Source organism: Paenibacillus silvestris, from assembly GCF_009882985.1.
Classification (GTDB): Bacteria; Bacillota; Bacilli; order Paenibacillales; family NBRC-103111; genus Paenibacillus_E; species Paenibacillus_E silvestris.
Genome location: NZ_WTUZ01000010.1, coordinates 774,777 through 798,854 on the forward strand (window position 1 = coordinate 774,777; position 24,078 = coordinate 798,854).

Below are 24,078 nucleotides of genomic sequence, written 5' to 3' on the forward strand. Positions count from 1 at the left end.
AGGCCCTACATTAGCATTCGTATGTGAAGTAGATTTGAACAGAACGTAAGCATAAAAAAACTCACCGATATGCGGACAGCACAAAGGCGAGGTGTTTTCCACCACATCATATCAAAGCGAACAACACATGTCAAATTAGACCAAGTTCATATATTGTATTTTTCCATTTGTTCGATAAAGTCTCTTGATTTCCATTTCACTCCAATATGTATATCCATATAAGTCCTCATACATGTTTTAAGCTGTGCTTTCGTTTCATCCTTGACCTGAACCGCGCCGAGTCTGCGCATATCCATTCGCGGAAATAATTTAAGCAGCTTGAGTGCGCCTTCCCCAACACGAATGGCGACGGTATCCTTATATCGGCATCTATTGCATAAAGTTCCGCCCATAGCAGGACTGAAGTGTGTGATGTCTGATGTTTCACCGCAAGAAACGCAAGCGTCCGTCACAGGCAAATAACCAGCTAACTCAAACATTTTCATTTCATAGAGGTGAACTACGATCTGCATATCCTTGCCTTCTTCAATCGCCATTAAGCCTGCTTTCAGCTGTTCAAACAGATACGTGCTGCCTTCTTCATCACCTAGCATACGATCCGTCATTTCGGCCAAATAAGAGGCGTGGGCAGACATGTGCAAATCTTCTCGCAAAGCGTGATGAGCTTCGATAATTTCGGCAGAATTCAAAGATCCCATCTGACCACGCGTTTTGAAAAAAACAAAATCGCCGTACGTAAAAAGCTGCGTAACGGCGGCATGTCTACTTTTCACTTTCTTCGCACCCCGAGCCATGACTCCAACCTTACCCAGCTCGGGGGTGAACAGACTAATGATCTTGTTCCCCTCTCCATAGTCCATACTACGGAGTACGATCCCCTGTACACTACGCAGCAAATGATTTCCCCCATGTATGCCGCTCTGAGTTTACGAATCGTTCACTTACAAATTCAGACCTTCGAGCGGCTCTTCATTACTTTGATCCTCTTCCTGTACATCCGTGTCCATGCCGGGTTGCCCGGTAACTTGTTTGTACAAAAGGTAGGCGTCTACATCACCGGTCTTTGAAAAATACGTCCACGAAAAGTCTTTCATGTTCAGCATCCTCCCCATCGAACGTGATGTTCATAGGATGTGCAGAGAAAGCTTCTCTATGCGGAGAAATAACTGGAACACTTAGGTAATCTCAAATTAATCGTGGCGGAACCCTAGATCCTTCAGCACTCTGTCTTGATTTCTCCAGTCTTTCTTAACTTTCACCCAAAGTTCTAAAAAGGTTTTGGAGCCAAGCAGTGTCTCGATATCTCTGCGGGCTTGCCTGCCGATTTCTTTGAGCAAGCTTCCTTGCTTGCCAATTACGATACCTTTCTGGGAATCGCGTTCAACAAAGATAACCGCTGAAATATGCACAACACCGTTAGGTTCAACACGCATATCTTCAATTTGGACAGCAATGGAATGCGGGATTTCTTCGCGGGTCAAATGCAGTATTTTCTCGCGAACAAGCTCCGCGCACACGAACTGCTCTGGATGATCCGTAATCTGATCGGCTGGATAGTACTGAGGTCCTTCGGGCAAATATTTAATGATTTGCTCCAAAAGCGTCGTTACGTTATTGCCTTTAAGCGCGGAAACGGGTACGATTTCTGCAAAATTATATAGATCTTTGTACTGTGTAATGATAGCAAGCAGCGCCTCTGGCTGTACAAGGTCAATTTTGTTTAAGACCAAAATAACCGGTGTCTCCACGTGCTTTAGCTGTTCAATAATATATCTGTCTCCGCCGCCAATTCCGTCAACCACATCAACCAGGAAAAGCACAGCATCTACCTCTCCAAGGGTGCCATGAGCAACTTTACTCATATAATCACCTAATTTGGAAGTCGGTTTATGAATACCCGGCGTATCCAAGAATACGATCTGGCCATTTGCTGACGTGTACACACCATGAATCTTGTTTCTGGTTGTTTGAGGCTTGTCTGACATGATAGCGATTTTTTGCCCGATAATTTGGTTCATTAGCGTTGATTTCCCAACGTTCGGTCGTCCGATGATTGCGACAAAGCCTGATTTAAATTCTTTTTTAGCCACTTCTAATTATCCTCCATTTGAATGCAAATCTTTCGTTGTAAAAGCGCCAGGCAATAAAGCGGAAACCGTTGTTTCTGCAAAATCACCTTTGAGATTACCGAGATAAACCGGCATATCCGGCTCGCATAACTCAACTAGTACCTGCCGGCATACGCCGCAAGGCGAAATCGGAACTTCCGTGTCGCCCATGACGGCAATGGCTCGGAAGGAACCTGCTTTGTGCCCGTCTGCAATTGCGCGGAAAAGCGCAGTTCGCTCAGCACAGTTCGTAGGACCATATGCGGCATTCTCCACATTACAGCCATAATGAACATGACCATCCGCATCCAGAAGAGCCGCGCCAACGTTAAAATGGGAATATGGCGTATAGGCTCTCTTCATCGCTTCTTTAGCGTGTTGAATGAGTTCTTGTTGATTCATGGCCATCATCCTTCTTTCTGTATTAGTAACGTTATAACATGTTTAGACAGGATAAAGCTAGGATTGTGACAACTGTGCCAATAAGTGCGCCTAGAAAAAGCGCTGGAAATGGGCGAGTCTTCTTGTCGTACAGCATAATAAATATAAGTGCAGCGAGCGTGTAAGCAAGCAGCGCGACAATTGTCTGTGTGACGAATATGACAATAACGGTCGATATGGAGAAAGCAATCGCCGTCAACAAACTTGGGCGAACTAATTTCCCTTTGTCCGAGAAACGTGTTTCGATAACAATAACGGTCAAAATAACCAAGGAGATGAGTACCCAGATCGTCCCAGCGGAAATCTGCGTATCCTGCGTCCTAGATTCACGTAGAAGCTGATCAATTGGTTCATAGAAAACAATCATCCCAACGATGACGGCAAAACCAGCAGACACCAAGACGGACGCCGCGGCGACGTCCTTAGCGATTTTGGCTAACGGATGGCGGTCTGGCATCGCCAGGTCCACGGTCTTCTCCACAGCCGTATTAATCAACTCTGTAACAATCATCAAGGTAACGGCTAACAAGATAAACAGGATATCCGTTTTGGGCAATCGTGCAAACAAAGCAGCCAATAAAACAAGAAAAGCAACGCAAAAATGGAATTTCATATTGCGCTGCGTATCTAAGGCATATTTGATTCCTTCGTAGGCATATCGGAAGCTTCTGCGCCATTTACGGAAGCCGTTGGTCATTAGCGGGTTAAACCTGCCTTCTGCAAAATGTCCTCCTGCTTAGCAAACATAATTTTCTCTTCCTCTTCGCTTTGGTGATCGTATCCGATCAAGTGCAAGAATCCATGAACGAACAGGAAGCCAAGTTCCCGTTCTACGGAATGCCCATAGTCTTCAGCCTGAGCAATCGCACGCGGCACCGAAATAATAATATCCCCAAGTGGTTCAATGAATGCTTCGGACGCCGTTTCATCATCTTGGGAACCCTCAGCGCTATTCAGCTCATTATCTTCATAGTTAATCTGAATCTCGTCTTCACCGAATTCGCTCATGGCAAAAGACAGTACATCCGTTGGTTTATCCAGATCGCGATACTGCTTGTTCAGCTCTTGGATCGCCTCATCATCGACGAACGTAAGAGCAACTTCACCAACTGTAACACCTTCAAGCTCGCCGGCTAACCGCAGCAGTTCCTCGACTTTCTCTATAAAAGCTGGCGTGATTTCTTTCACTTCCTGCTCGCTGCTCCACTCTAGCGTTAAATCCATACTTGCCATATGCGGCACCCTCCTGTCATTTCTTTATGTCCCTGTTTTCTTCGGCGACAGTTCATTTGGATACTCAATCCTCGCATGAAAAATACCCAGCAAGGTCTCATTCAATGTTTTGGCGATTTTATCCAATTCCTTCAGCGTGATGTCACACTCATTGAATTGACCATCGTCTAATCTGGATTTGATGATTTTGTGCACCATGGAATCAATCTGCTCCAAGGTCGGATTGCGCAGTGAACGAACAGCTGCCTCAACACTGTCAGCAATCCCTACAATAGCGGCTTCCTTCGACTGCGCTTTGGGCCCTGTGTAACGGAAGTCCTCTTCGCGAATCTCCTTCTCACTGCCTTCTTCTTCGGCTTGTTTCACCGCTTTATGATAGAAAAAGTGCAGCAGGGTTGTACCGTGGTGCTGTTCGGCAATATCTCGAATCGCTTTGGGCATCTTGAAATCCTTGAGCATTTCGACGCCATCACGCGGATGGGCGATAATGATGGATTTACTTAAATTCGGATCGATGCGATCATGCGGATTCTCAATATTGGTCTGATTTTCGATAAAATAACTCGGACGTTTGGTCTTCCCGATATCATGATAATAAGAGCCGACCCTGCAGAGAAGTCCGTCTGCGCCGATGGACTCAGCCGCGGCCTCTGATAAATTACCGACCATAACACTGTGATGATAAGTGCCAGGAGTCTCCGTAAGCAGCTTCCGCAGCAAAGGATGATTCGGGTTCGAAAGCTCCACCAATTTCAGCGGCGAAAGAATTCCGAAAGCAACCTCGAAGAACGGCAGCAAGCCAATAACGAAAACAACGGTTAACAATCCACCCGCAGCAGCGAATGAAAGGGACATGATCGCTTCGCGCTGCTGAAAATGATCTTCCATAAGCAGCATGGAAGTGATCGTAAGCATGGCGAAAAAGGCAATCATTAAGCCCGCTTTCAAAATCGTAGCGCGCTGACTTGCACGTTGAATCGTGAATACAGCACTGAAACAAATAACCAGAGACACTAATCCGTACCGGAAGTCAAAAAGCAGCGTATGCTCCGCATTAAAAATAATACTTGCCATCAGAGAGAATAAGACCGATGAAATAAAAGCCAGCGGAGCATCCAATAAAATGGCAATCAGAATACTTCCTAATGCGGTCGGAGCTAGATAACCGATAAACGGATAGTCCAAGTTTTGGACAAGTGAGATGATTTTCATACACGTGATATTAATAATGAAAATCAAGATCAGCATCACAAGCTGAGAATTATTGTATTTAATCGCAAGCAAGCTCTGCCGGACGAACATCGAAACGACAAAAGACAATAAGGCGGAGAGAATCACTAAACCAATTTGCGGCAAGTGATTCGCTTTGCTTTTGAGCAATTCCAGTTTGTCCAATCTTGCATAAATCTCTTCGGTGATAACATCCCCGACCTTGACGAGCACTTCATTTTTGTTGATGTACACGGGTTTAACATTCTCTCTGGCTTGTCCTTTGGCATCATCAGTACCCTTCTGATCAAAGAACTTATTCGGCGTGATAACGGACCTTGCAATCTCTGTAACCATTTCACGCATCGTATTCTTAGCCAGGTTCGAAGTGTTCACCATTTCGGCGACTTTAGCCCTTGCCGTCTGAGCATCAAGAATTTGATCGTTCATCAATTTCGTAACGATATCCTTCGTTACAGGACGCATCGCCGTCAAGTCATCCTTGGTCAACCTCGGAAGCTTGAAGTAAGACTCCTCAGGCAGCGGATACTGCTGCTCAGCTAGACCTTGCTGGATCTGCTCAATCAGTGTTTCGTTGTACTGACCGCTTGTACTGAGCGATTTGATCGACTGATTTTCCAAATCACTGATCAACTGAGGAATCACACGACGGAAAATGCTTACTTTGTCATCAAATTTCACTTCTTCATCGGCATTAATTTGTAATAATTTATCATAAATGGCGTCAATCATTGCATCATTCTTGAGATTTACGATGCGATAAACAGGTTGAACCCGCTTCGCCGCATCTTCCTTCGCTTGTTCCGTCGCTATAGCGTTCTCAATTTGTCTTGGCGCATAGATCGTTGTTTCACTGGTTGTTCCTAACTCAATGTCATAAACCTGTGGCACGAGCTTAGCATAAAGAGATATATAGAAAACTAAAGCCAGCAAGAGAAACAACAGTATTCGAATGCCGGTACTGTATTTCCATCCGTTCAGCTGGTAATGAAATTTACCTTTCATTTGCACTTCATTTTTCATCACGGAAGGTCATTCCTCTCTACCTGACAAACCAGCACAGTTACTTTTCCTTCTCAGCATTGTAGGCCACAATGATTTTCTGAACGAGTGAATGTCTCACAACGTCCTGCTCATCAAAGTAAATAAAGCCAAGCTCCTCAATCCCATCGAGAATACGAGCAGCTTCTACAAGTCCTGACGATTTGCCGCGTGGCAAATCAATTTGTGTCACGTCACCGGTAATGACCATTTTGGATCCGAAACCGAGCCGTGTCAGAAACATTTTCATTTGTTCAGGTGTCGTATTTTGGGCTTCATCTAGAATTATAAATGAATCGTCTAAGGTCCTCCCGCGCATATACGCTAGAGGAGCAATCTCAATTAGTCCACGTTCTAATGATTTCGCTACCTGATCAGGTCCCAAGACATCATTAAGAGCATCATACAATGGGCGCAAATAGGGGTCAACTTTTTCCTGTAGATCACCAGGCAGAAAGCCAAGACTTTCTCCTGCTTCAACAGCTGGCCGCGTTAAAACAATCCTTTTGACAGCGCCTTCTTTCAGGCGTGTAACCGCGAGCACGACAGCCAAATACGTTTTGCCAGTTCCCGCAGGTCCAATCCCAAAAACGATATCTTTCTTCTTAATCGTCTCTACGTATTTCCGCTGTCCAATTGTTTTGACGCGAATCGGTTTGCCACGATGCGTAGACGTAATCTCACCTTTGAACAAATCCAGCAATTGATCCGCTTTCATCTGCTTGGCTAGCTCTACGGCATACAGGACATCTCGCTCTGTCAACGTATAGTTATTGCGGATGAGCTGCAGAAGAACCTCAAAAAGCTGCTGAAGCGAGTTCACTTCCGCAGCCGGACCTTGAATCGTTATTTCGGCTTCGCGCGTAAAAATTTGCGCGTTAATCTCTCTCTCAATCACATGCAGAAATTTGTCCTGCGGACCAAACAATGCCAGCCCTTCGGCTGGGTTTTTCAAAGTTAGCTTGACGGATTGTGCGTTTTCTACCAACAGGTCTCATTCTCCTCGTATGACAATTGGTTGCTCTTCGGCGATATTTTCTTCGACTTCAAAATGCACGTCTATATAAATTTTACCATTCTCTGATTTTTCATGCAAAATTTTTTCACCTGCGAGTCTAGCATCAGGCCCTGCAGCTGCGAGTAGCTTCGCTCTAGCCTGCTCCAGGCCTGTCTTTTTGGCGATCGCAGGATCAATAGGTTCCTCTACGACTTCAACTTCCATAACCTTCTCATGCAACCAGCCGATAGGTAGTGTGAAAGAACGCCAAGCCAGTGTTTTACGCTCCGGAATCGTTTCAAAATGCTCGTAACCAAGCTTCCCATAGCCACTGACTTGTAAAGCTCTCGTACCGAAAACCATATAATTGCGATTCGTTGACTCTCCCGTGTATGCTTTATAGGTTTTCGTAAGCGGCGATTCAATTCGGGAGGTATACCAAACAATACCTCTTACCTTGCCACTCGCAACGACCACTTGGCTGTTCTGCTCATCTCCGATCGTGCCCGAGATAAGCACGTCCCCTTTTTTCACATACGTATTGGGCTTCACCATCGGTTTTCCTTTATCGGATAAAATCTCAGTTACAAGCGCATTTTTGGCTGCAACTAAATTCCGTGGATTCTTGAGTTCCTGTCTATCCGGTATTGTCGCTTCAACGACTTTAATCGTAATATGGGTACCGCGAATCTCAACGCCAACCCACGCCGTTCCTGGGAGCATACCTTGAATGTCCCGAGATAGATCCTCAGCCTTTTTCAGTCTGAATTTCCACTGATACACATGTATGCCTTGTTTGGAGGCAGCCTGTAATATTTCCGCTTCGGAAATGCGGTCATTGCCCTCCACCGTGATTTGCCAAACTAGGGATGTCAATATGTATATTCCGATAATAAAGGCAGCGATCCCACCCAGAAAAACTTTCCTACGCCCCAATCTTTCCATAAAAAAAGGAAGCCCGTACCGCTCTAGGACATGCACCCGGCAGCCTGTCCGTTTGAGCAGCGGCTTAAGTTTGAAGAAATCTTTAATCATAATATTAAGCTCTAGCTTGCCATCCTCGGTAGCTTGAATATCCCAAATGGAGAACGACTTCTCCATCATGGGATTAATCAACCTTTCACACCCATTTCCCCGAATTTGAATACGCACGTACCCGCGCAAACGGGCAATGAACATCGATTGTTTCATAACCCAGCACCCCTTCCCACACATTCATCTATGGCATGTATCTGACATCGTCGATCAAGCCTTCAATAAAAACTTCCTCCGAGAGAATCGCTCGAATGACCAAGTTTTTACCGAACACTTCTAGCGTCCCTTTTGTTAATTCAAGCTTTAGGTTTTCACTGGAAAAATGGAGCACGCCCCGGTGATTCTCCACATAAAGCTGTACGTTGCCGATCATCGTGATGCGCGGCAAGTCCTGCACCACATCCTGGGGGAGATCCAGAATTTTGGCCGTGAACTGGTTCCATTTGCGGCTCAAGCGACGCATAGCTGGGCACTACCCCCTCTAACTAGATGATCATAACGACAGAAAAGTCGCATAGCTTTCTACCAAATTATGCGGTTTGCGCCGGATTTATGTGAAAAAACTGGAAAACAAAAAGCGCCCTTCCCGATTGCTCGAGGGGGCGCCTGTTTCTTCATGTGTTATCTGCGATAAGGCTTTTTTGACTTGGGAGGACCAAGAATCTCAGCCCACACAACGCCTTGCAGAAGCTGGTCTTGACTAGGTGACTCTGGGAAAGGGCTTGCGAGTGTAAGATCGCTTGCATAGATAGATGAACTATCTAAATTTGTCTGCTTAGGAGAATTGAATGGAGAGACTTTCGCCTTTGGAGTAGAGGCTGCCTTGTACTCCGCGCTAGGACGGCCAAACTCGTCTCGTAAGCCTCCTGATAGTTGGGATGGCTCAACTATCTTCCGCTCCAGTTCCCCTGCTTCAGGACGCCGCTGAGCTTGGCTAGGCGACTCGCCGAATGTTGGCATGCCCATTCGCTGCGCTTTTTGACTCGCTCGGCGCCCTTTGTTCTGAAGTTGATACAAAAAGGTTATGGCTATAATCACTAAATACCAATGTTTAAATAGAAATGCAATAAGCTGTTCCACGCAATCACCTCATGGGCTAGGAGTCTTTCTCGCTCTTGCCGTCGTTAACTTTACCGAGCGTTGAGCGCATCTGAGTGTCTGCTTCAATATTTTTGAGATTCATATAGTCCATAACGCCGAGTTTGCCGCTGCGCAGTGCTTCTGCCATGGCTAGAGGCACTTGCGATTCCGATTCAACAACTTTAGCACGCATCTCTACGACCTTAGCTTTCATCTCCTGCTCGGCTGCAACCGCCATCGCACGTCTTTCTTCGGCTTTCGCCTGGGCGATGCGTTTATCAGCCTCCGCTTGTTCCGTTTGCAGATGTGCACCGATGTTTTTCCCTACATCTACGTCTGCAATATCGATGGACAGGATTTCAAAAGCCGTTCCGGCATCCAAACCTTTGCCTAGAACAGTGCGGGAAATCAGATCCGGATTCTCCAAAACGTCTTTATGCGAGTCACTGGAACCAACCGTGGTGACAATCCCCTCGCCAACGCGAGCAATGATCGTTTCTTCCCCGGCGCCGCCGACCAAACGCTCAATATTAGCGCGTACCGTGACTCTCGCAATAACCTTGACTTCAATCCCGTTCTTAGCAACCGCAGAAACGTTGGGCGTTTCAATCACTCGCGGATTGACGCTCATTTGTACAGCTAACAGCACATCACGGCCTGCCAAGTCGATAGCTGCCGCGCGCTCGAATTCCAGATGAATTTTGGCCCGGTGAGCCGCGATTAAGGCATTAACGACTCTGTCGACATTACCGCCTGCAAGAAAGTGACTTTCCAACTGATTAATGCTTAAATCAAGACCGGCTTTGGTCGCTTTAATCATCGGGTTCACGATTCTGCTTGGTGTAACGCGGCGCAGCCTCATGGCAATTAAAGTAATAATGCTGATGCGCACTCCGGATGCAAGCGCTGAAATCCACAACATGACCGGAACAACACTGAGCAGTATCGAAAGCACAATAATGATGATTGCCGCAAGAAGTACCAAATAGAGCCCTGGTTCAATATTCATTGATTTTTCCTCCTAAGAATTAGTAGCCTGATTAGCTTCAATCTCTTTAACAACAACACGAGCCCCTTCAACGTCTACAACAATGATTTCCTTCGCATTCGAAATAAAGCTCCCATTCGTCACGACATCTACTCGTTCTCCTTCAATGATCGCTGTGCCAGCAGGCCTTAGGGGCGTTATCGATTGTCCTGTGAGCCCTATTAGATGCGTTCTGTCTGGGCTGGAGGTAAAGCCCTTGTCCGTTGTTAGCTGCTCCTTCAAAATAAATCGATTCCACACTCCGCGGTGCTTAAACGTCTTAATGGCAAACGCAATAACAATAATGGCTACCAATAACGCTATTCCCAGCATGACCGCGGCATCCATAGGGTTCGAAGAAGCGAGCAGCACCCCGCCAAAGAGGCAAATGGCACCCAGCACACTTAGAATACCGAAGCTAGGAACGACCAGTTCCAAGATAAGCAGCACTAACCCGATGCCAAACACGGCCAAATCGCCGAACCCAGCAAATCCCGCCAAATAAAACCCAAGAAAATATAGTCCAAAACCAGCGACGCCTGCCAGTGCAAGTAAACCGCTGCTGAAGAAAAGAAGTTCTAAAGCGATTCCAATAATGCCGACCATCAACAACACGGTCGCTGTAATTGGATGGGTCAGAAAGGTCGATAAGTTTTCTGCAAACATCATCTTTCACTCCTTTCCTGATTCTTCCTTATCACTAATATGTACGTCATATGCCATGAACTGTTTCGTTTTGCAGGAAAATAAAAAGACCGAGAGGATATCATGATCCGCTCGGTCTTGTCATACTAACATATTTAAGTATTATCCCAATAATTGTTGGACCAACTGATTAAGAAGTTTCCCATCAGCGCGTCCTTTAACCTGAGGCATCAATGCCGTCATCACTTTGCCCATATCCGCTTTGGAAGAAGCACCAATTTGTTCGATGGTCTGCTGTACAATGGCTTTCACTTCTTCCTCAGAAAGCTGTTGCGGCATGTACTCAGCTAGAATAACAAGTTCAGCCTTCAGGCTCTCGGCCAGATCATCTCTGCCGGCCTTCGTAAATTCTTGGAGGGAATCCTTACGCTGTTTGATTTCACGAGTTAGTACGTCAAGCACTTCATTGTCATCTAAGGATCTTTTCAGATCAATCTCAGAATTCTTAATTGTTGATCTAACCATTCGAATTACAGAGAGTTTGAACTTGTCCTGACTCTTCATCGCTTGCTTCATATCTTCGTTCAATCGATCGCTTAAGCTCATATTGCCTCCTAGAACTTTCTCTTGCGAGCAGCCTCAGATTTAAGCTTACGCTTAACGCTAGGCTTGTCATAATGTTTACGTTTCTTAACTTCTGCTAGAATGCCATCCTTAGCGATGGAACGCTTAAAGCGACGAAGTGCAGCATCTATAGTTTCGTTCTTACGAACTCGAGTTTCTGACAACAGATTTCCCTCCCTCCGAACAGACCATCTAGGATCAAACGGTTCATCAAATCTCATTATAGGTGATAGTAATTAGGGTGTCAATCGAATAGTTAGGTTTCTAGAAACTTGACCCTAATTATGGACCCCTAAAGGAGCTAAACGCGCCCCGCCCATCAAGTGATAATGGATATGGTGAACGATTTGTCCTGCATTTGCACCAACATTGGTAATGACACGATAACCTGACTCTTCAATGTCTAGTTCTCTAGCAATTTGCGCGGCAACCGCCTGTACTTGCCCAATAGTAGTCCAGTCTTCCGCTTGGGCGTCAGCTAATGATGGGATGTGCTTCTTAGGAATAATAAGTACATGAATCGGCGAGGCTGGCTGGATGTCATGAAAAGCTACAATTTCATCGTTCTCGAACACTTTTTTCGAGGGCAGTTCCCCCGCAACAATTTTGCAAAAAATACAATCACTCATAAATCGGCTAGTCCCCTCCACTTCTTAATCATCTATACCTTTAATTTTATCGGAAATGGGCGAAAAAATCCAACCCAATCCGTCCTATTCCAAGGAATACTAGCAAAAAAAAGAAACCCCACCGTGAAACGGAGGGATTTCTCGACAAGAAATTGGTTTTCTATTAATAATAAGGAAGCAATGACAAAGCTAGTAAACCAGCTAATGGCAGTACTTGCCTTGCAAATCTCCTACGTCCAAAGCCATATCCATACCCAGGATACGGGTAGCCATAATACGGATACGGATAACCTCCATAGGGCAGGAATGCTCTCATCTGTTCATGATCCATACCGCCGATTGGTACAGCTAAGTATAGATTGTCATCATCTACATTTTCGACAATGCCATCGTAAACAGCTCCATTCGTCATTGTTACACTGACATAACGGTACATATGTTTTTTGCAAATCTCATGAATTTCGGGATGTTTCATGGGCTCATGCCTCCTTTTTCCTACAGCATATTCAGCTCTAGGCAAAAGGCTACTCGCATGATTGATTTGCACTGATTTCTTAGCGATTAATCTGGCTTTTCAAAGACTGATGAATCTTCTTCCACTTCGCTTTCTCAGCTGCTTGAAGACCTTTATCTTCTTTGCGCGCCAAATAAGCCAGTTCCTTCTGCAATTTCACATAGTTGTTAAACCGTTCTTGCGGAAGTGTGCCGTCCTCCAAAGCGCCCTTGACAGCACATTTGGGTTCATTCTCATGCTTGCAATCCTGGAAATAACACTGCTGCGCAAACTCCTCAATATCCTGGAAGGACGTGCTCAAACCTTCAGACGCATCCCAAAGCTGCAGCTCGCGCATACCTGGCGTGTCGATCAGGATACCGCCTCCAGGAAGTGTAATCAACTCGCGGTGTGTTGTCGTATGCTTCCCTTTGTCGTCGCCTTCGCGGATATCTCCCGTTACCAAAATTTCTTTCCCGTAAATGCGGTTCACCAGGGTCGATTTGCCCACGCCTGAAGATCCAAGCAGTGCGACGGTTTGTCCAGGTGCCACATAGGCAGCTAATTCTTCAAGTCCTCTGTTTACGGCAGAGCTGATGATATGAATAGGTACGCTCACAGCAACAGCAGCGACCTCAGCCGCTAGTGCTTCCGTATCCTCGCACAAGTCTGCTTTACTAAGGATAATTACGGGATTAGCACCACTTTCCCAGGCCAATACCAAGTACCGTTCAATACGCCGAACATTAAAATCCAGATTTAGAGCAGTAACCAGAAAGACAGTATCCACGTTGGTAGCTACAATTTGCTCTTCTGTGACTTGACCGGCAACTTTCCGGGAAAACTTACTCTTACGCGGCAGAACAGCATGAATCGTCGCTCGCTGCTCCTCTTCACGCACAGAGACAACAACCCAATCGCCTACAGCGGGATAGTCTTCACGGTGAACTGCAAGATGTCGCATCTTCCCTGAAACCTCTGCTAATGCTTCACCAGATTCGGTTTGAACGCGGTACATATGTTTATGTTCCAAGGATACCCGCCCAGCTTGGTACCCTTCTTCAAGGTAAGGTTCGAATGCTTTTTCAAAAAACAAATTCCAGCCTAATTCTTCTTTAGTCAAGTGTAAAATTCATCCTCTCATGTGGTTCTAATTAGAAGTATAGACTACGTATATCACCATCACACGGTAAACAATTGTTTAGATTATTTTTTCCTGCGAACAATTAATACATCGGTCAATTCACTTGTAGACTATCGGTCTAATTTTGCATATAATAGGAATAAATCGATGGTTGGAATGGAGTGAGCGGATGAGCCAATTCATGAGGGCCACCACCCGCAAAAAGCGTGATGTCATGATGGACGTCGCCTTATCGATGTTTATGGAAAAGGGCTACGAGAACGTATCTGTTGACGACATCATCACAGCAACGGGGACTTCCAAGGGAACTTTTTACCATTATTTCAAAAGTAAAGACGCCATCATTGCTGACCTTTTCAGCAAACAGATCCAACTGATTCAAGAATGGGTACAGATGCCTCCTTCCAAGGTGCAGTCGCTTGAAGGACATATCAACCGCTTATTTTTAGACTTATCGTCTAACATTCGCGTGATACCTCTCTTAATACGAAGTTTACAAGCCTTATCCTTGCAAAATGAAACCGTAAAAACGGAAGAACAGCGCCACTTGAACGTACTCTCTGAGAGCTTGCTGCATTGGCTGCCTGAACCGAAAAAAGTAGAACTCCTCGTATGTATGTATAACGGCACGATTCGAACATGGTGCAATCAAGAGCACTCAGATTTAGTCGATATGATGAAAAACAACTTAGCTTGGATGTGGGTAGGCATTCGTGGAAACGAGCCTAATACACCACTGCAAGTAGAACCAGTCCCCAAGGAGGAACACAAAATGAAAGTAGCTATTATTGGTGGAGGCTTAGCCGGATTAACCGCGGCCGCTTATTTATCGGAGAACCCGCATATCGAAGGTATTCTTTTTGAGCGCAGCCCGCAACTTGGCGGCCGTGCATTTACTTATGAAAAAGCAGGATTCACACTCAACTACGGCGCACATGCCATTTATGGAATAGATCGTCATACCATCACGAACATGGAGCGGGAACTGGGATTGTCTTTCTCATCCAAGCAAGTAGATAAACGGAAAGTTGTTTATGCGAAGCACAATCAACTTACTACAGCTCCACTAGATGCCATCAACCTCCTGAAAACGGATTTACTTAGCACTGCGCAGAAAGTTCGATTCGTTGGTGAAATTGCCGCCATTATCGCGAACATCCATAACCTAAAAAATTATGCTACCCTAGCTGATTATCTTGCTGAATCCAATGCCGATGAAGATGTCAAAGAATTGTGGGAACATCTCGTTTGCTCCAACTTTTTCATCACCCCTGAAGATGCACGCAATGTATCCGGTGCAGTGATCAGCGAGTACTACCATAACCTGTTCCTTTCTTCGAAGCCGGTTAACTATATTCTAGGAAGCTGGGCTGTTATCACCAACCAACTTAAGCAAAAGCTCACCTCATCAGGCAGATGGGAAATCGCTATTCAAGAAGGCGTAGAAAGCCTGCGTTATGCTGACCGGAAATTCGTGCTTCAAACGAAAAACCGCGAAGAATCCTTTGATAAAGTGATTTTCGCAATGCCGGTTCAGCAAGTCGTCAAGTTGTTGAAAGGCACGGCATGGGAGCCATTCTTGGCACCTTACGAATCCAACACAGCTACAGAAGTTATGGTATACGACGTAGGACTTAGCAAAGTGGTTGCAAGACCGTTCAGTTATATTAGCGATATGGACAACAAGCTCTTCATCAGTGATGTGTCCGCAACGGATCACACATTAGTCCCTGAAGGCGGGCAGCTGCTGCAGGGTATCGCTTACTTGAGCGATCAATTCGAAAGTGATGAACAACGCAAGGCTTATCTCGAAAGTAAAAACACGCAGATGGAAGCTTTGTTCGATAAGCATTACCCGGGCTGGCGCGATGTTACCGCGGTGAAAAGGGTGTCCAAGAAAGCCATGGTATCCAGCGTGAAAAACATTTCGACGAACCATCTCCTCCCTATCCGCGTCGAAAATGTGCCTTTTTACTTCTGCGGTGACGGTTGTACGGGCAAAGGAGAACTAGCTGAACGCGCATTCTCGAGCGCACGCACAGCTGCCCTGTCGGTTGTTCAAGAAGTAGAGCAAGCTCTTCAAGGCGTATAAGGTTGCATAGTAAAAAAGGCTTCAGCTTTGACGACATGTCAAGGCTGAAGCCTTTTTTGCTATGCAGAACTATTTAGTTGCGATAGTGACGGTTCGACTGCTGCCATCCCAAGCTACTTTACCGCCAAATGTTTCCCCTACGAATCTAGCTGGAGCAAGTGTGTAGCCGTTTACCAGCCGAGCCGGCTCTTCCAGCTGCATGGCTTTACCGTTCACATACACCGTTTTCTGGTCAAGCGTCAAGCGCACGGTTGTGCCCCCTTTTTTCGCATTGACTGTTCTAGTCGCTGCTTCATACTCCACCGTCGCTCCCATGGCTTCAAAGATGGCGCGAAGCGGTGTTAGTGTAGATCCGTTTACGATGGCTGGAGCCTGCTCGAAAACCTGATCTTTTCCGTCAATGTCCACGGACACCTGAGACGATACACCAAAGGTACGCAGCGAGACTTGTTTACCGGATTTGTTCAACACACGTATCTGAAGGACAGAGCCTTCAGGCACCTCTCCTGCACGCAGCTCCAAACCATATGGCAGCTCAGTTTGCGTGGCAGTTAATCGTCCATTGAGGATATATTCGACTTTCCCAATGTAGACCTCGGGTATTTTAATAAAAGGAACGAACTTCGTTTTCTTCGTAAATGATTGATGGTCAGCATCGACTGGCACATAACCTACCCGATCTACCGGCTGAGCTGAATCGCTCACTTTGGAGAGCAAATACGGATTTGCAATCAGTTTGCTATAGTAATTCTGGATATCAGACGAACTGGAAAGGGAATAATCGTTTTTGGCATTGTTCATCCCCTGATTGACATTAAAGTAAGTAATGGCTTTCAGTCGCGGATATTTGTAAGGCATAATTTCGTATAGCCTCTGCAGATTCAACTTTGCCCATTCTGTAAAATCTTCCCCAGCCGCATGCTGGTAGTGCGGAACTCCCGTTTCACTAAGCATTAACGGTTTACGATCGGAATACGTATTGTACAGCCTGGTCAGTCTCTCTACATTGCTTGTAGCTAACATGGAAGGCAGCGATGGGTCCCCATTTTCATAAGGTTCAATATATAAACTGACACCCACCCAGTCTACATAGGCATCACCCGGATAATACGGGTCGATATCATTCGCAGGCACATCACCAGGGCTCCATACCATAGCTACATTCGGCGCCTCAGCCGCAAATACATCATGCAGCATACGAAATTTCGCTATATATTGAGCGGGGTTCCCGTGCCACTTGACCCAAGCCCCATTCATTTCTCCAGCAAAACGCAAGAAGATTGGGATACCCGCCGCTTTTGCCTCTTGCGCCCATTTCCGTAAATACGCGCCATCCTCTACCGGGTCCAAGCCATCATCAGGCTCCCATGCAATTTGCAGCGCACCGTCTGCATCTTTGGCTCTTTTCGCATACATCGCTGGAAAGCTTTGCCCCCAATGCGCATAGGCCAAATAAATCGCATGCTTTTTGCCATATACAGCTTCTGTCTTCGTAAACATGTTACCTACTTTGGGATCCTGTTCCGAATAAATCCCTAGATAGGTACCGTATGCTGGTTCAAACTTGGCCAGCTTACCGCTTGAAGGTAAAGCAAGCTCCCGAATGGTGGACTGATCACGTTCCTGTCTATATAGCTCAACTGTTGTTCGGATTTGATCGGCTCTCTGCAGCTTAACAGCTCCCCAATCTCGGCCTGCTTTGAGCCAGTACTCATTTTCCAGCTCGTAATAGTGAATAGCTTGGTCATAATCTCCTATCGCATCGAAATAAGAATCTAACTTCCCGTAGAACAGAGCTGTATTCTCCCAATCTCCGATGCTAGCATAGTGATTTGCAAGAAACTGCCAATGCGAGACCGCCTCCGCTTTATTGCCGCGGGCAACTAACGACTCTGCTTGCTGCCAGTGATCCCATACGATATCTGCATGTGCAGGCGCAGGCGAGCTAGCGAAACTGGCTGCTAATACGCCTACGACAATCGTCATGATACTGATTCTTTTTTTCATTTTTTTCAAGAAAAAGTGACTCCCTTCAGCCTTATGGTAAGTGGTGTGGCAATACTCCTATACTTGATACGTGCTCACGTCCAGAAAGTAGCATCTATTGAAAAAAAAGAGCAGGATAGGACATGCATCCAAACCTGCTCTTTATCTACTTCGTCTGTGTACTTACTTTGCTGTGGCCCTCACGGCGCGAATTCGCTTGCCCTGTCCGGCAGAAAGGGGCTTTACGAGCGCATGGCTTCCCCGCGCCGCAAGTCTTTTAACGACACCTGCTTTGAAAGTACCTCTGGCAGCAGGAACTGCGGTGCGCACGCCATAGCGGGACATGACGACATGAATTGGGTTACTGATCGAAATCATGCCACTATCACTCCCAGCGAAATTAAGCCCCGCAGCAAAGCGGTCACTGGAGCGCAGCCATACGGAGCCGGAATCCCCCGGTAAAGAAACAGGTCCTCTAGTTCCACGAATGACCAATTGGTTACGGAATGTCAGATCGCCCAATGTTCCTCCATAACTCACTCGCACGTCTGCATGATTAGCTTCAATCTTTCCTCTGGCAAACCCACTTGTACGACCTGACTTCATTAATTGCAGCCCGACAGGATAAGTCGATATATGACCTGGAACTGTAACAAGGCGACCGGATCCGCTAATCATATATCTTGGATTCAGCAAGCTGTTCGTAGTTGGCTTAGCAAGCGCTGAATCCTGGAAATTGATCCCGTTCGGGACTAACTTGGTGAAATCAAAAAGGCTTCCTATGGTCTCTCTAGGTGCTTGACCGTCATCCGCTGGGCCTGGTTGTACGATAATGGTAGTCGCTGAGGAGTTATTTTTGACAAGAACATGGTTATTACTCAAGATATACAACTGATTGTTCTTCGTGACGATGAGGCCGCCCGTTCCTGTGGAATCCGGATCCACTTTCCCCAAGCTTACACCTCCGGGAATAGGACGATGCTTGCCTTGATAGCCGCCTATTCTCACTGCTCTCGGTTTGGGAGCTGCATCATGCCGCTTGAATTCCCCAGAAGAAACGAAGCGAATAGGTACTGTCGAACCCGCTTTGGCAAGCACTCCTTTGAGGCTGGTCATGCTAGAGGGAACGATTTTCTTCTGGGTGTACACAATGACGCCAGAGCCAAGTCCAGGCTTGCTTGGGTCCATATAGCCAACACCAACAGCGACAACCTCCGCACGCTTCAACAATACTGGTGAAATTCTATTCTTATGTTTCAGAGCCTCATGAAATGTAGCCATTCACCATTCTCCTCTTCGTAAAAGATGTAGCAGTGTATGCCAACTTGTACGAATCGGCTTGATGATTTTACCTAACACGCAGGAATAAAAAGCGTCTACTGCTCTTCGAGCACAATACGGCTCCCGCGGCCAGATGGCTCCGCTGGCTGAACGATTAATTTGCGGGCTAGACGAGCACGCAGTTCAGGTACGTGAGAAATGACGCCAACCGCTAAACTGTCCATGTGAAGCTTTTCCAAAGCGCCAATGACCATATCCAGCAATTCTTGATCCAAAGTGCCGAAGCCCTCGTCCAGGAAGAAGAATTCCAACGGATATTCGCCTTTGAGCTGAATTTGCGCGGAGAGTGCGAGCGCTAGAGCTAACGAAGTTAAGAAGGTTTCGCCGCCTGACAGCGTGCTAACCGGTCGCTTGACGCCGCCGTTGGCATCATCACGGATGACAAACCCGCCGCCTGAGTCGACTTCAATCGCATAACGTCGCCGTGTTAATTCACCCAGCCGTTCAGAAGCAGCGCGGCTGACTTGCATCAACTGCTCTTCGGCCAAATACTCGACGAAGGCGTTCGCTTTCAGCACGGCTTGCAGCTTGCCCAGCCGCTCCAGCTGCTTCGCTTGCTCGGCGCGCTGCGCCTCGAGCTCGCACCACCGCGCATGCCGCGCAGCAAGCTCGCTTGCGCCCTGGGCCGCCTTGGCCCGCGACTCAAGCGCAGCCTCCGCGGCGGCCTTCGCGGCGCTCAGCAGCGCCTGCGTCTGCGCCCACGCGTCCGCGCTCAGCACGCGGCCCTGCAGCTTCGCTGCCAGCTGCGCCAGCTGGGCGCGCAGCGCCTGCTCGCGCTCGCGGTGCTCCGCCGCGAGCCGAGCCCACAGGCGGCGCTGCTCAGGCGCCAGCGCCGCCGCTTCTGCGGCTTCGCGCGACGCGAAGCCGTTCTCCGCGAGCGCGCCATGCAGCGCGCGCTCCGTCTGTGCCAGCTGCCGCGCGGCAGCGGCAGCGGCTTCGGCGGCGGCGCTATAGCGCTGCGCCGCCAGGGACTGCTCGCGCTGCGCCGCAGCGTGCGCGAGCTTGGTTTGCTGCGCGGCGAGACGCAGCTGCTCAAGCGCGGAGGTCGCCTCCGCGATGAGCTGCGGCACAGCCGCGCCGGGCGCGCGCTGCGCCAGCTGCCGCGACTTGTCGGCAGCGAGCTGCGCAAGCCCCTGCAGCCGCTCGTGCAGCTGCAGTGCGGTCCGATCGTGCTCCGTTGCGGCACGCTGGAGTTCGTCGATCTTCACAATCAGCTCATCCAAAAAGGGGATGCTCTTCTCGATGCGTCCGCGAAGCTCCTCAGCGAGCCTTTCTTTGGCAAGCCGCTCTTCCAACTGATGATCTATCTCATCCCATGAAAGCTCGGTATATGTCTGTTGCCATATCTTCATTTGTTCGTTCATCGTTGATTGAACAGCTGTGAGATTAGCTTCTGCTTCCGTTAATAGACTTGCAGCCGCTTGCTGCTGAGCAGTCACCTGCACAATCTGTTGTTCATGGGCATGATACTCTTTTAATAAGACTTGGAATAACTGCTCGAGCTCATCGGCACGGGACACAACTGAGTTCGCATCATTTTCCATTTCCATCCATTTCTGTTGTAAACCAGAGAGTTCAAATCCTTCATGCAACTCTGCCTCACGCAGAGCTGCTGTTCCTTCTAGTCCTGCTGCTGCTTCCTTCCATGCTTGTCCCACTACTTCAAGTTCAACCAAACGAGATCGTGATTGTTGCGACGCTAGTTCAACAGCTTGCTGCCTAACAGCTGCCACTCTATGTAATCGCTGCTGATGGGTGTACATGCGCTCCTTGACTCTTTGAAGCAGCGCTTCTCCCTGTTGAAGCTGCAGCTCGGTTTCTTCTCCAGTAACCGCTCCTGCTGTTGGAATGAGCTTGGAAGGATGCTCAGTTGCTCCACACACAGGACAATGATCTCCATCCCCTAACTCACCTGCCAATATCGCTGCCAGAGCATGGCGCTCTTGCATTTTCCAACGCAGCTTCATCTGCTCTAACAGGGCTTGCAAGGCAGGAATAAAACCTTTGAAAGAGTCACTCTGCTTCTGCCCCTCCAAGCTGATTTCATTTGAACGCTCAAGCCATATGTGAAGCTTTGCCATCAGTGCTTTCTGCTTATCTGCTAATTGCAAATGATTATGTTCAAGCGCAGCATGCGAACGAACTCTCTCATCGAACGCTTTTTGAGCGCCTTCCTTTTGCAGCTGAAGCTGTTCAATCGCTTTTTTCTCCTGAAGTGCTTTATGCAACAGTTGAGTAATCGCTGTATTGGTATCCGTTTGCCTGAGCTGTTCCTTCAGTTCTGTTTGTTTCAAAACCGCTTTTTGCTTCGTCTCATTGCTTTTCTTAATGTCTAGTTCCAGCGCTGCTAACGCTGCTTTCACTTCATTTTCTTGCTGCTGAGCAAGCTTGGCCTGCTGCCCAACAAGATCCAACTCCTGCTGAATAACGAGCGCCTGCTGTAACTGGTCTAACCGGAGTAACAGAGGACCTTCCTTCAACGAAAGCTCTTGCTGAGCTTGTTCGTATTGTTCCGTTGCGAGCTGGTAAGCTGCCTCTGTGGTTTGCTGGATCACTTTCGAAGTGTCTAGTTTCGATTGTCCCGTTTGTACGTCCTTAACTGCTAATTCATGCTGCTCCAGATAGGGTTTAACTTTTTCAGCTAGCTCCGCATGCCCGATTAGAAGCTCTTTCTCACGGATTTGAGGTTCTTGCTCCTGCAGTTTCTGCGCTTCCGCTTCCAGCACGATTTGCTCCTGCTGCCAGTGATAAATCTGCTTGTGCTCCTCGTAACCCTTTTCTTGCTCGCTCAAATGCTGGCGGCTTCTCACGGCTTCACTTTCAGCTTCTTGAAGCCTCTCATTGGCTGCTTGCAGAGCTTGCTCCGAAGCATCTCCTAAGCCCATTTGTTCGGCTGCAAGCTGTTTCACCCTACTATCCGTTTCTTTCACTTTGGAGCTTACCTTAGCGCTCAGCTGATCCCCATATTGCTCCAAGTGGAAAAGTCTTTGCAGCATCTGCCTGCGATCTTTGCCCGTCAAAGTCAGAAATTCGGCGAATTTCCCTTGCGGCAATACGACCGCTCTCGTAAAATCCTGCATGGATAATCCGAGGATATGCAGCACTTTTTGATTAACTTCGCCTGCTTTGTCCGCAAGTACAATGGTCTCCTTATCCTGCAAATGGAGCAGTCTGGCAATCGTTCCGTTAATGGACATCTCCGTCCCACGCTTGAATTGCCGCTCTACGCGATAACGTTCTGTGCCCGCTGCATTCGTGAGCTCAAAAGTGAAAGAAACGAACAGTGTCTGCTCCGCATGATTCATGATCGCTTGCGTACCTCCGCTGGCTCGCTCTACTTTGCCGTACAAAGATAACGTAATCGCGTCGAGAATTGACGATTTCCCGCTTCCCGTCGGTCCAAAAATACCGAATACGCCCGCTCCTACCAGTTGGTTAAAATCAATCGTTTGCAGTTCTCGATAGCTCTGGAGCCCAGACATTTGCAGCTCAATTGGACGCATATTCAGGTCCTCCTAGTGGTACAAGATGTAATACGTGCAGTAAATTTTTACTCATAAGTGCAATGAAGTCCATAATCATGCAAAAAGCACAGTAAAAGTGCAGATTTGGTTTAACAAAGGGGCAACATTCATCGTTTTGATGTACAAAATACATGATAGCTACCTAACCCACCGGAATTCCGCGAATTTACTGCACTTTTTACACGTAAATGTCTGAAATCAGCCCACCCAGGCGCTTCCTACTCCCCTGACGCATCTGCCAAATCCTTCTCCTGCAGGAGCTCCAAGAACAGCCGGATCAGCTCAGGCTCAGGCTGGGCACCTCCGGTTTGCCGAGAATAGAAGCGCGTGAAATGCTCCTCCATGGACAGATCCGCCTTCGGCATTGCGGTCCTGACAGCCTCCATCTCCGGGTAAATGGGACGAATATGAATAAAACCGTCATAGGCTTTGCGCAGCGACTGAATTTGTTCTATGGACATCGCTTCCGTCATGTTGATCTCGAGGTCAATCCAAGCCGCAGCATCCCGCTTCTCTTCCAGCCATTGGTGAACCTGTCCTACACCTTCTTTGGCTTTCCAGCTGACGAGCGGACGTCCTGACGTTAGATAAATCTCCTTAGGCTCAGCCGCCTGCCCAGGCTGTAGGTCGAGCACAGTGACAGACTTGGCTTGTCCGGCTTCCGAGAAGCTATAAGCGATCGGAGATCCGCAATAGCGTATAGGCGAAGCTGCTTTGACATTTTGCGGTCTATGCAAATGGCCTAGCGCCACATACTGTGCCCCTGCTGTCAGGGCAGTTGTATCTACCGTATACGCGCCGCCTACTTGTATCGGTCGCTCTGACTCTGTTTCAAGACCGCCAAGCACATAGAGGTGACTCATGATTAAATTAACAGTTCCAGCCTCAAAAGAAGCGGCCTGTTTACGAATAAGCGCTCCAACTCGTTCGGAATATTTGCTCCGCAGCGCTTCCTCCTCCGCAGCTTCCGATAGAAGCTCTTTAAGACGCGACTCCGATGGATAAGGAAGTGCAATAAGACGCGCCATCTCCCCAGTTCGAGCGATTCCTATGGACTGGATTTGTGGCACAGGCATGCCGATCAAAGTAATGCTTTGTTTGCCCGCAAGCGGTGCCGCTGCAGCGACTCGGTCCGGATGATCATGGTTGCCTGCGATGATGGCAACATGACGTTTCCCTCCATCTGCGAGACGCGCAATACTTTCATAGAAAAGCTGTTCCGCAGCTGCAGGAGGATTGACACTGTCATAGATGTCACCTGCAATCAAGACCAAATCAATCTCTTGGTCTTGTACGATACCTACCAGCTCGTCCACAAAAGCAGACTGCTCCTCCAGACGGCTTCGCCCTTCCAGCGTTCGGCCAAAATGCCAGTCACCCGTGTGTAATATTCGCATGCTTCATCCTC

Annotated in this window: 22 protein-coding genes and 1 pseudogene; 1 reads left to right on the top strand and 22 read right to left on the bottom strand. The window is 47.6% G+C overall.

What is annotated here, in order from left to right; genetic code table 11:
• Positions 1-146 precede the first annotated feature (146 nt).
• From recO to rsgA, 18 genes and pseudogenes are all read right to left on the bottom strand, one after another.
• Complete coding sequence (gene recO / locus GQF01_RS07065; RefSeq protein ID WP_161406092.1) at positions 147-896, bottom strand: DNA repair protein RecO; 750 nt, start codon at positions 894-896, stop codon at positions 147-149.
• 45 nt (positions 897-941) lie between these two features.
• Positions 942-1,094, bottom strand: coding sequence for a YqzL family protein (locus tag GQF01_RS07070; protein ID WP_127451872.1), 153 nt, complete (start codon positions 1,092-1,094; stop codon positions 942-944).
• Positions 1,095-1,190: 96 nt separating this feature from the next.
• Positions 1,191-2,090 carry a GTPase Era gene (gene era / locus GQF01_RS07075; protein ID WP_161406093.1) on the bottom strand — a complete coding sequence of 300 codons (900 nt, stop codon included), beginning with the start codon at positions 2,088-2,090 and terminating at the stop codon, positions 1,191-1,193.
• 6 nt (positions 2,091-2,096) lie between these two features.
• Positions 2,097-2,540: pseudogene (locus GQF01_RS07080) on the bottom strand (cytidine deaminase); the annotation flags it as partial.
• 1 nt (position 2,541) lies between these two features.
• Positions 2,542-3,246: a diacylglycerol kinase family protein gene (locus tag GQF01_RS07085; protein ID WP_145656986.1), complete on the bottom strand. Its 705-nt coding sequence runs from the start codon at positions 3,244-3,246 to the stop codon at positions 2,542-2,544.
• A complete protein-coding gene (gene ybeY / locus GQF01_RS07090; protein ID WP_161406456.1) occupies positions 3,246-3,773 on the bottom strand; it encodes an rRNA maturation RNase YbeY in 528 nt (175 codons plus the stop codon). Before ybeY ends, GQF01_RS07085 begins: the two co-directional genes overlap by 1 nt.
• A gap of 33 nt (positions 3,774-3,806) precedes the next feature.
• Positions 3,807-6,035 (bottom strand): HD family phosphohydrolase, encoded by a 2,229-nt coding sequence (locus GQF01_RS07095; protein WP_161406457.1) that lies wholly within the window; start codon positions 6,033-6,035, stop codon positions 3,807-3,809.
• 40 nt (positions 6,036-6,075) lie between these two features.
• Complete coding sequence (locus GQF01_RS07100; protein ID WP_161406095.1) at positions 6,076-7,041, bottom strand: PhoH family protein; 966 nt, start codon at positions 7,039-7,041, stop codon at positions 6,076-6,078.
• Positions 7,042-7,047: 6 nt separating this feature from the next.
• Complete coding sequence (gene yqfD, locus GQF01_RS07105; protein ID WP_161406096.1) at positions 7,048-8,241, bottom strand: sporulation protein YqfD; 1,194 nt, start codon at positions 8,239-8,241, stop codon at positions 7,048-7,050.
• Between the two features lie 28 nt (positions 8,242-8,269).
• Positions 8,270-8,548, bottom strand: coding sequence for a sporulation protein YqfC (yqfC, locus tag GQF01_RS07110; RefSeq protein ID WP_157321660.1), 279 nt, complete (start codon positions 8,546-8,548; stop codon positions 8,270-8,272).
• Positions 8,549-8,706: 158 nt separating this feature from the next.
• A complete protein-coding gene (locus tag GQF01_RS07115) occupies positions 8,707-9,165 on the bottom strand; it encodes a hypothetical protein (protein WP_161406097.1) in 459 nt (152 codons plus the stop codon).
• A gap of 16 nt (positions 9,166-9,181) precedes the next feature.
• Positions 9,182-10,174: a flotillin-like protein FloA gene (floA, locus tag GQF01_RS07120; protein WP_202556111.1), complete on the bottom strand. Its 993-nt coding sequence runs from the start codon at positions 10,172-10,174 to the stop codon at positions 9,182-9,184.
• Positions 10,175-10,186: 12 nt separating this feature from the next.
• Positions 10,187-10,858, bottom strand: coding sequence for an NfeD family protein (locus GQF01_RS07125; RefSeq protein WP_161406098.1), 672 nt, complete (start codon positions 10,856-10,858; stop codon positions 10,187-10,189).
• 141 nt (positions 10,859-10,999) lie between these two features.
• Positions 11,000-11,443, bottom strand: coding sequence for a GatB/YqeY domain-containing protein (locus GQF01_RS07130; protein ID WP_161406099.1), 444 nt, complete (start codon positions 11,441-11,443; stop codon positions 11,000-11,002).
• An 8-nt stretch (positions 11,444-11,451) separates the two neighbouring features.
• Positions 11,452-11,625, bottom strand: a complete 174-nt coding sequence (rpsU, locus tag GQF01_RS07135; protein WP_029195880.1) for a 30S ribosomal protein S21 — start codon at positions 11,623-11,625, stop codon at positions 11,452-11,454.
• Between the two features lie 114 nt (positions 11,626-11,739).
• Positions 11,740-12,090 carry a histidine triad nucleotide-binding protein gene (locus GQF01_RS07140; RefSeq protein WP_161406100.1) on the bottom strand — a complete coding sequence of 117 codons (351 nt, stop codon included), beginning with the start codon at positions 12,088-12,090 and terminating at the stop codon, positions 11,740-11,742.
• A 163-nt stretch (positions 12,091-12,253) separates the two neighbouring features.
• Complete coding sequence (locus GQF01_RS07145; RefSeq protein WP_145656995.1) at positions 12,254-12,565, bottom strand: hypothetical protein; 312 nt, start codon at positions 12,563-12,565, stop codon at positions 12,254-12,256.
• Positions 12,566-12,644: 79 nt separating this feature from the next.
• A complete protein-coding gene (gene rsgA, locus GQF01_RS07150) occupies positions 12,645-13,706 on the bottom strand; it encodes a ribosome small subunit-dependent GTPase A (RefSeq protein ID WP_235959068.1) in 1,062 nt (353 codons plus the stop codon).
• Between the two features lie 190 nt (positions 13,707-13,896).
• On the opposite strand from rsgA, the gene GQF01_RS07155 reads away from it, so the two are divergent.
• Positions 13,897-15,819 carry an FAD-dependent oxidoreductase gene (locus tag GQF01_RS07155; protein WP_161406101.1) on the top strand — a complete coding sequence of 641 codons (1,923 nt, stop codon included), beginning with the start codon at positions 13,897-13,899 and terminating at the stop codon, positions 15,817-15,819.
• A gap of 69 nt (positions 15,820-15,888) precedes the next feature.
• On the opposite strand, the gene GQF01_RS07160 is transcribed toward GQF01_RS07155, so the two are convergent.
• From GQF01_RS07160 to GQF01_RS07175, 4 genes are all read right to left on the bottom strand, one after another.
• Complete coding sequence (locus tag GQF01_RS07160; RefSeq protein ID WP_161406460.1) at positions 15,889-17,826, bottom strand: stalk domain-containing protein; 1,938 nt, start codon at positions 17,824-17,826, stop codon at positions 15,889-15,891.
• A gap of 162 nt (positions 17,827-17,988) precedes the next feature.
• On the bottom strand, positions 17,989-19,086 hold the full coding sequence (locus tag GQF01_RS07165; RefSeq protein WP_161406102.1) for a chymotrypsin family serine protease: 1,098 nt from the start codon (positions 19,084-19,086) through the stop codon (positions 17,989-17,991).
• Between the two features lie 95 nt (positions 19,087-19,181).
• Entirely contained in the window at positions 19,182-22,649 is a 3,468-nt protein-coding gene (locus GQF01_RS07170; RefSeq protein ID WP_161406103.1) for an AAA family ATPase, read from the bottom strand.
• A gap of 239 nt (positions 22,650-22,888) precedes the next feature.
• Entirely contained in the window at positions 22,889-24,067 is a 1,179-nt protein-coding gene (locus GQF01_RS07175; RefSeq protein ID WP_161406104.1) for an exonuclease SbcCD subunit D, read from the bottom strand.
• Positions 24,068-24,078: the final 11 nt, after the last annotated feature.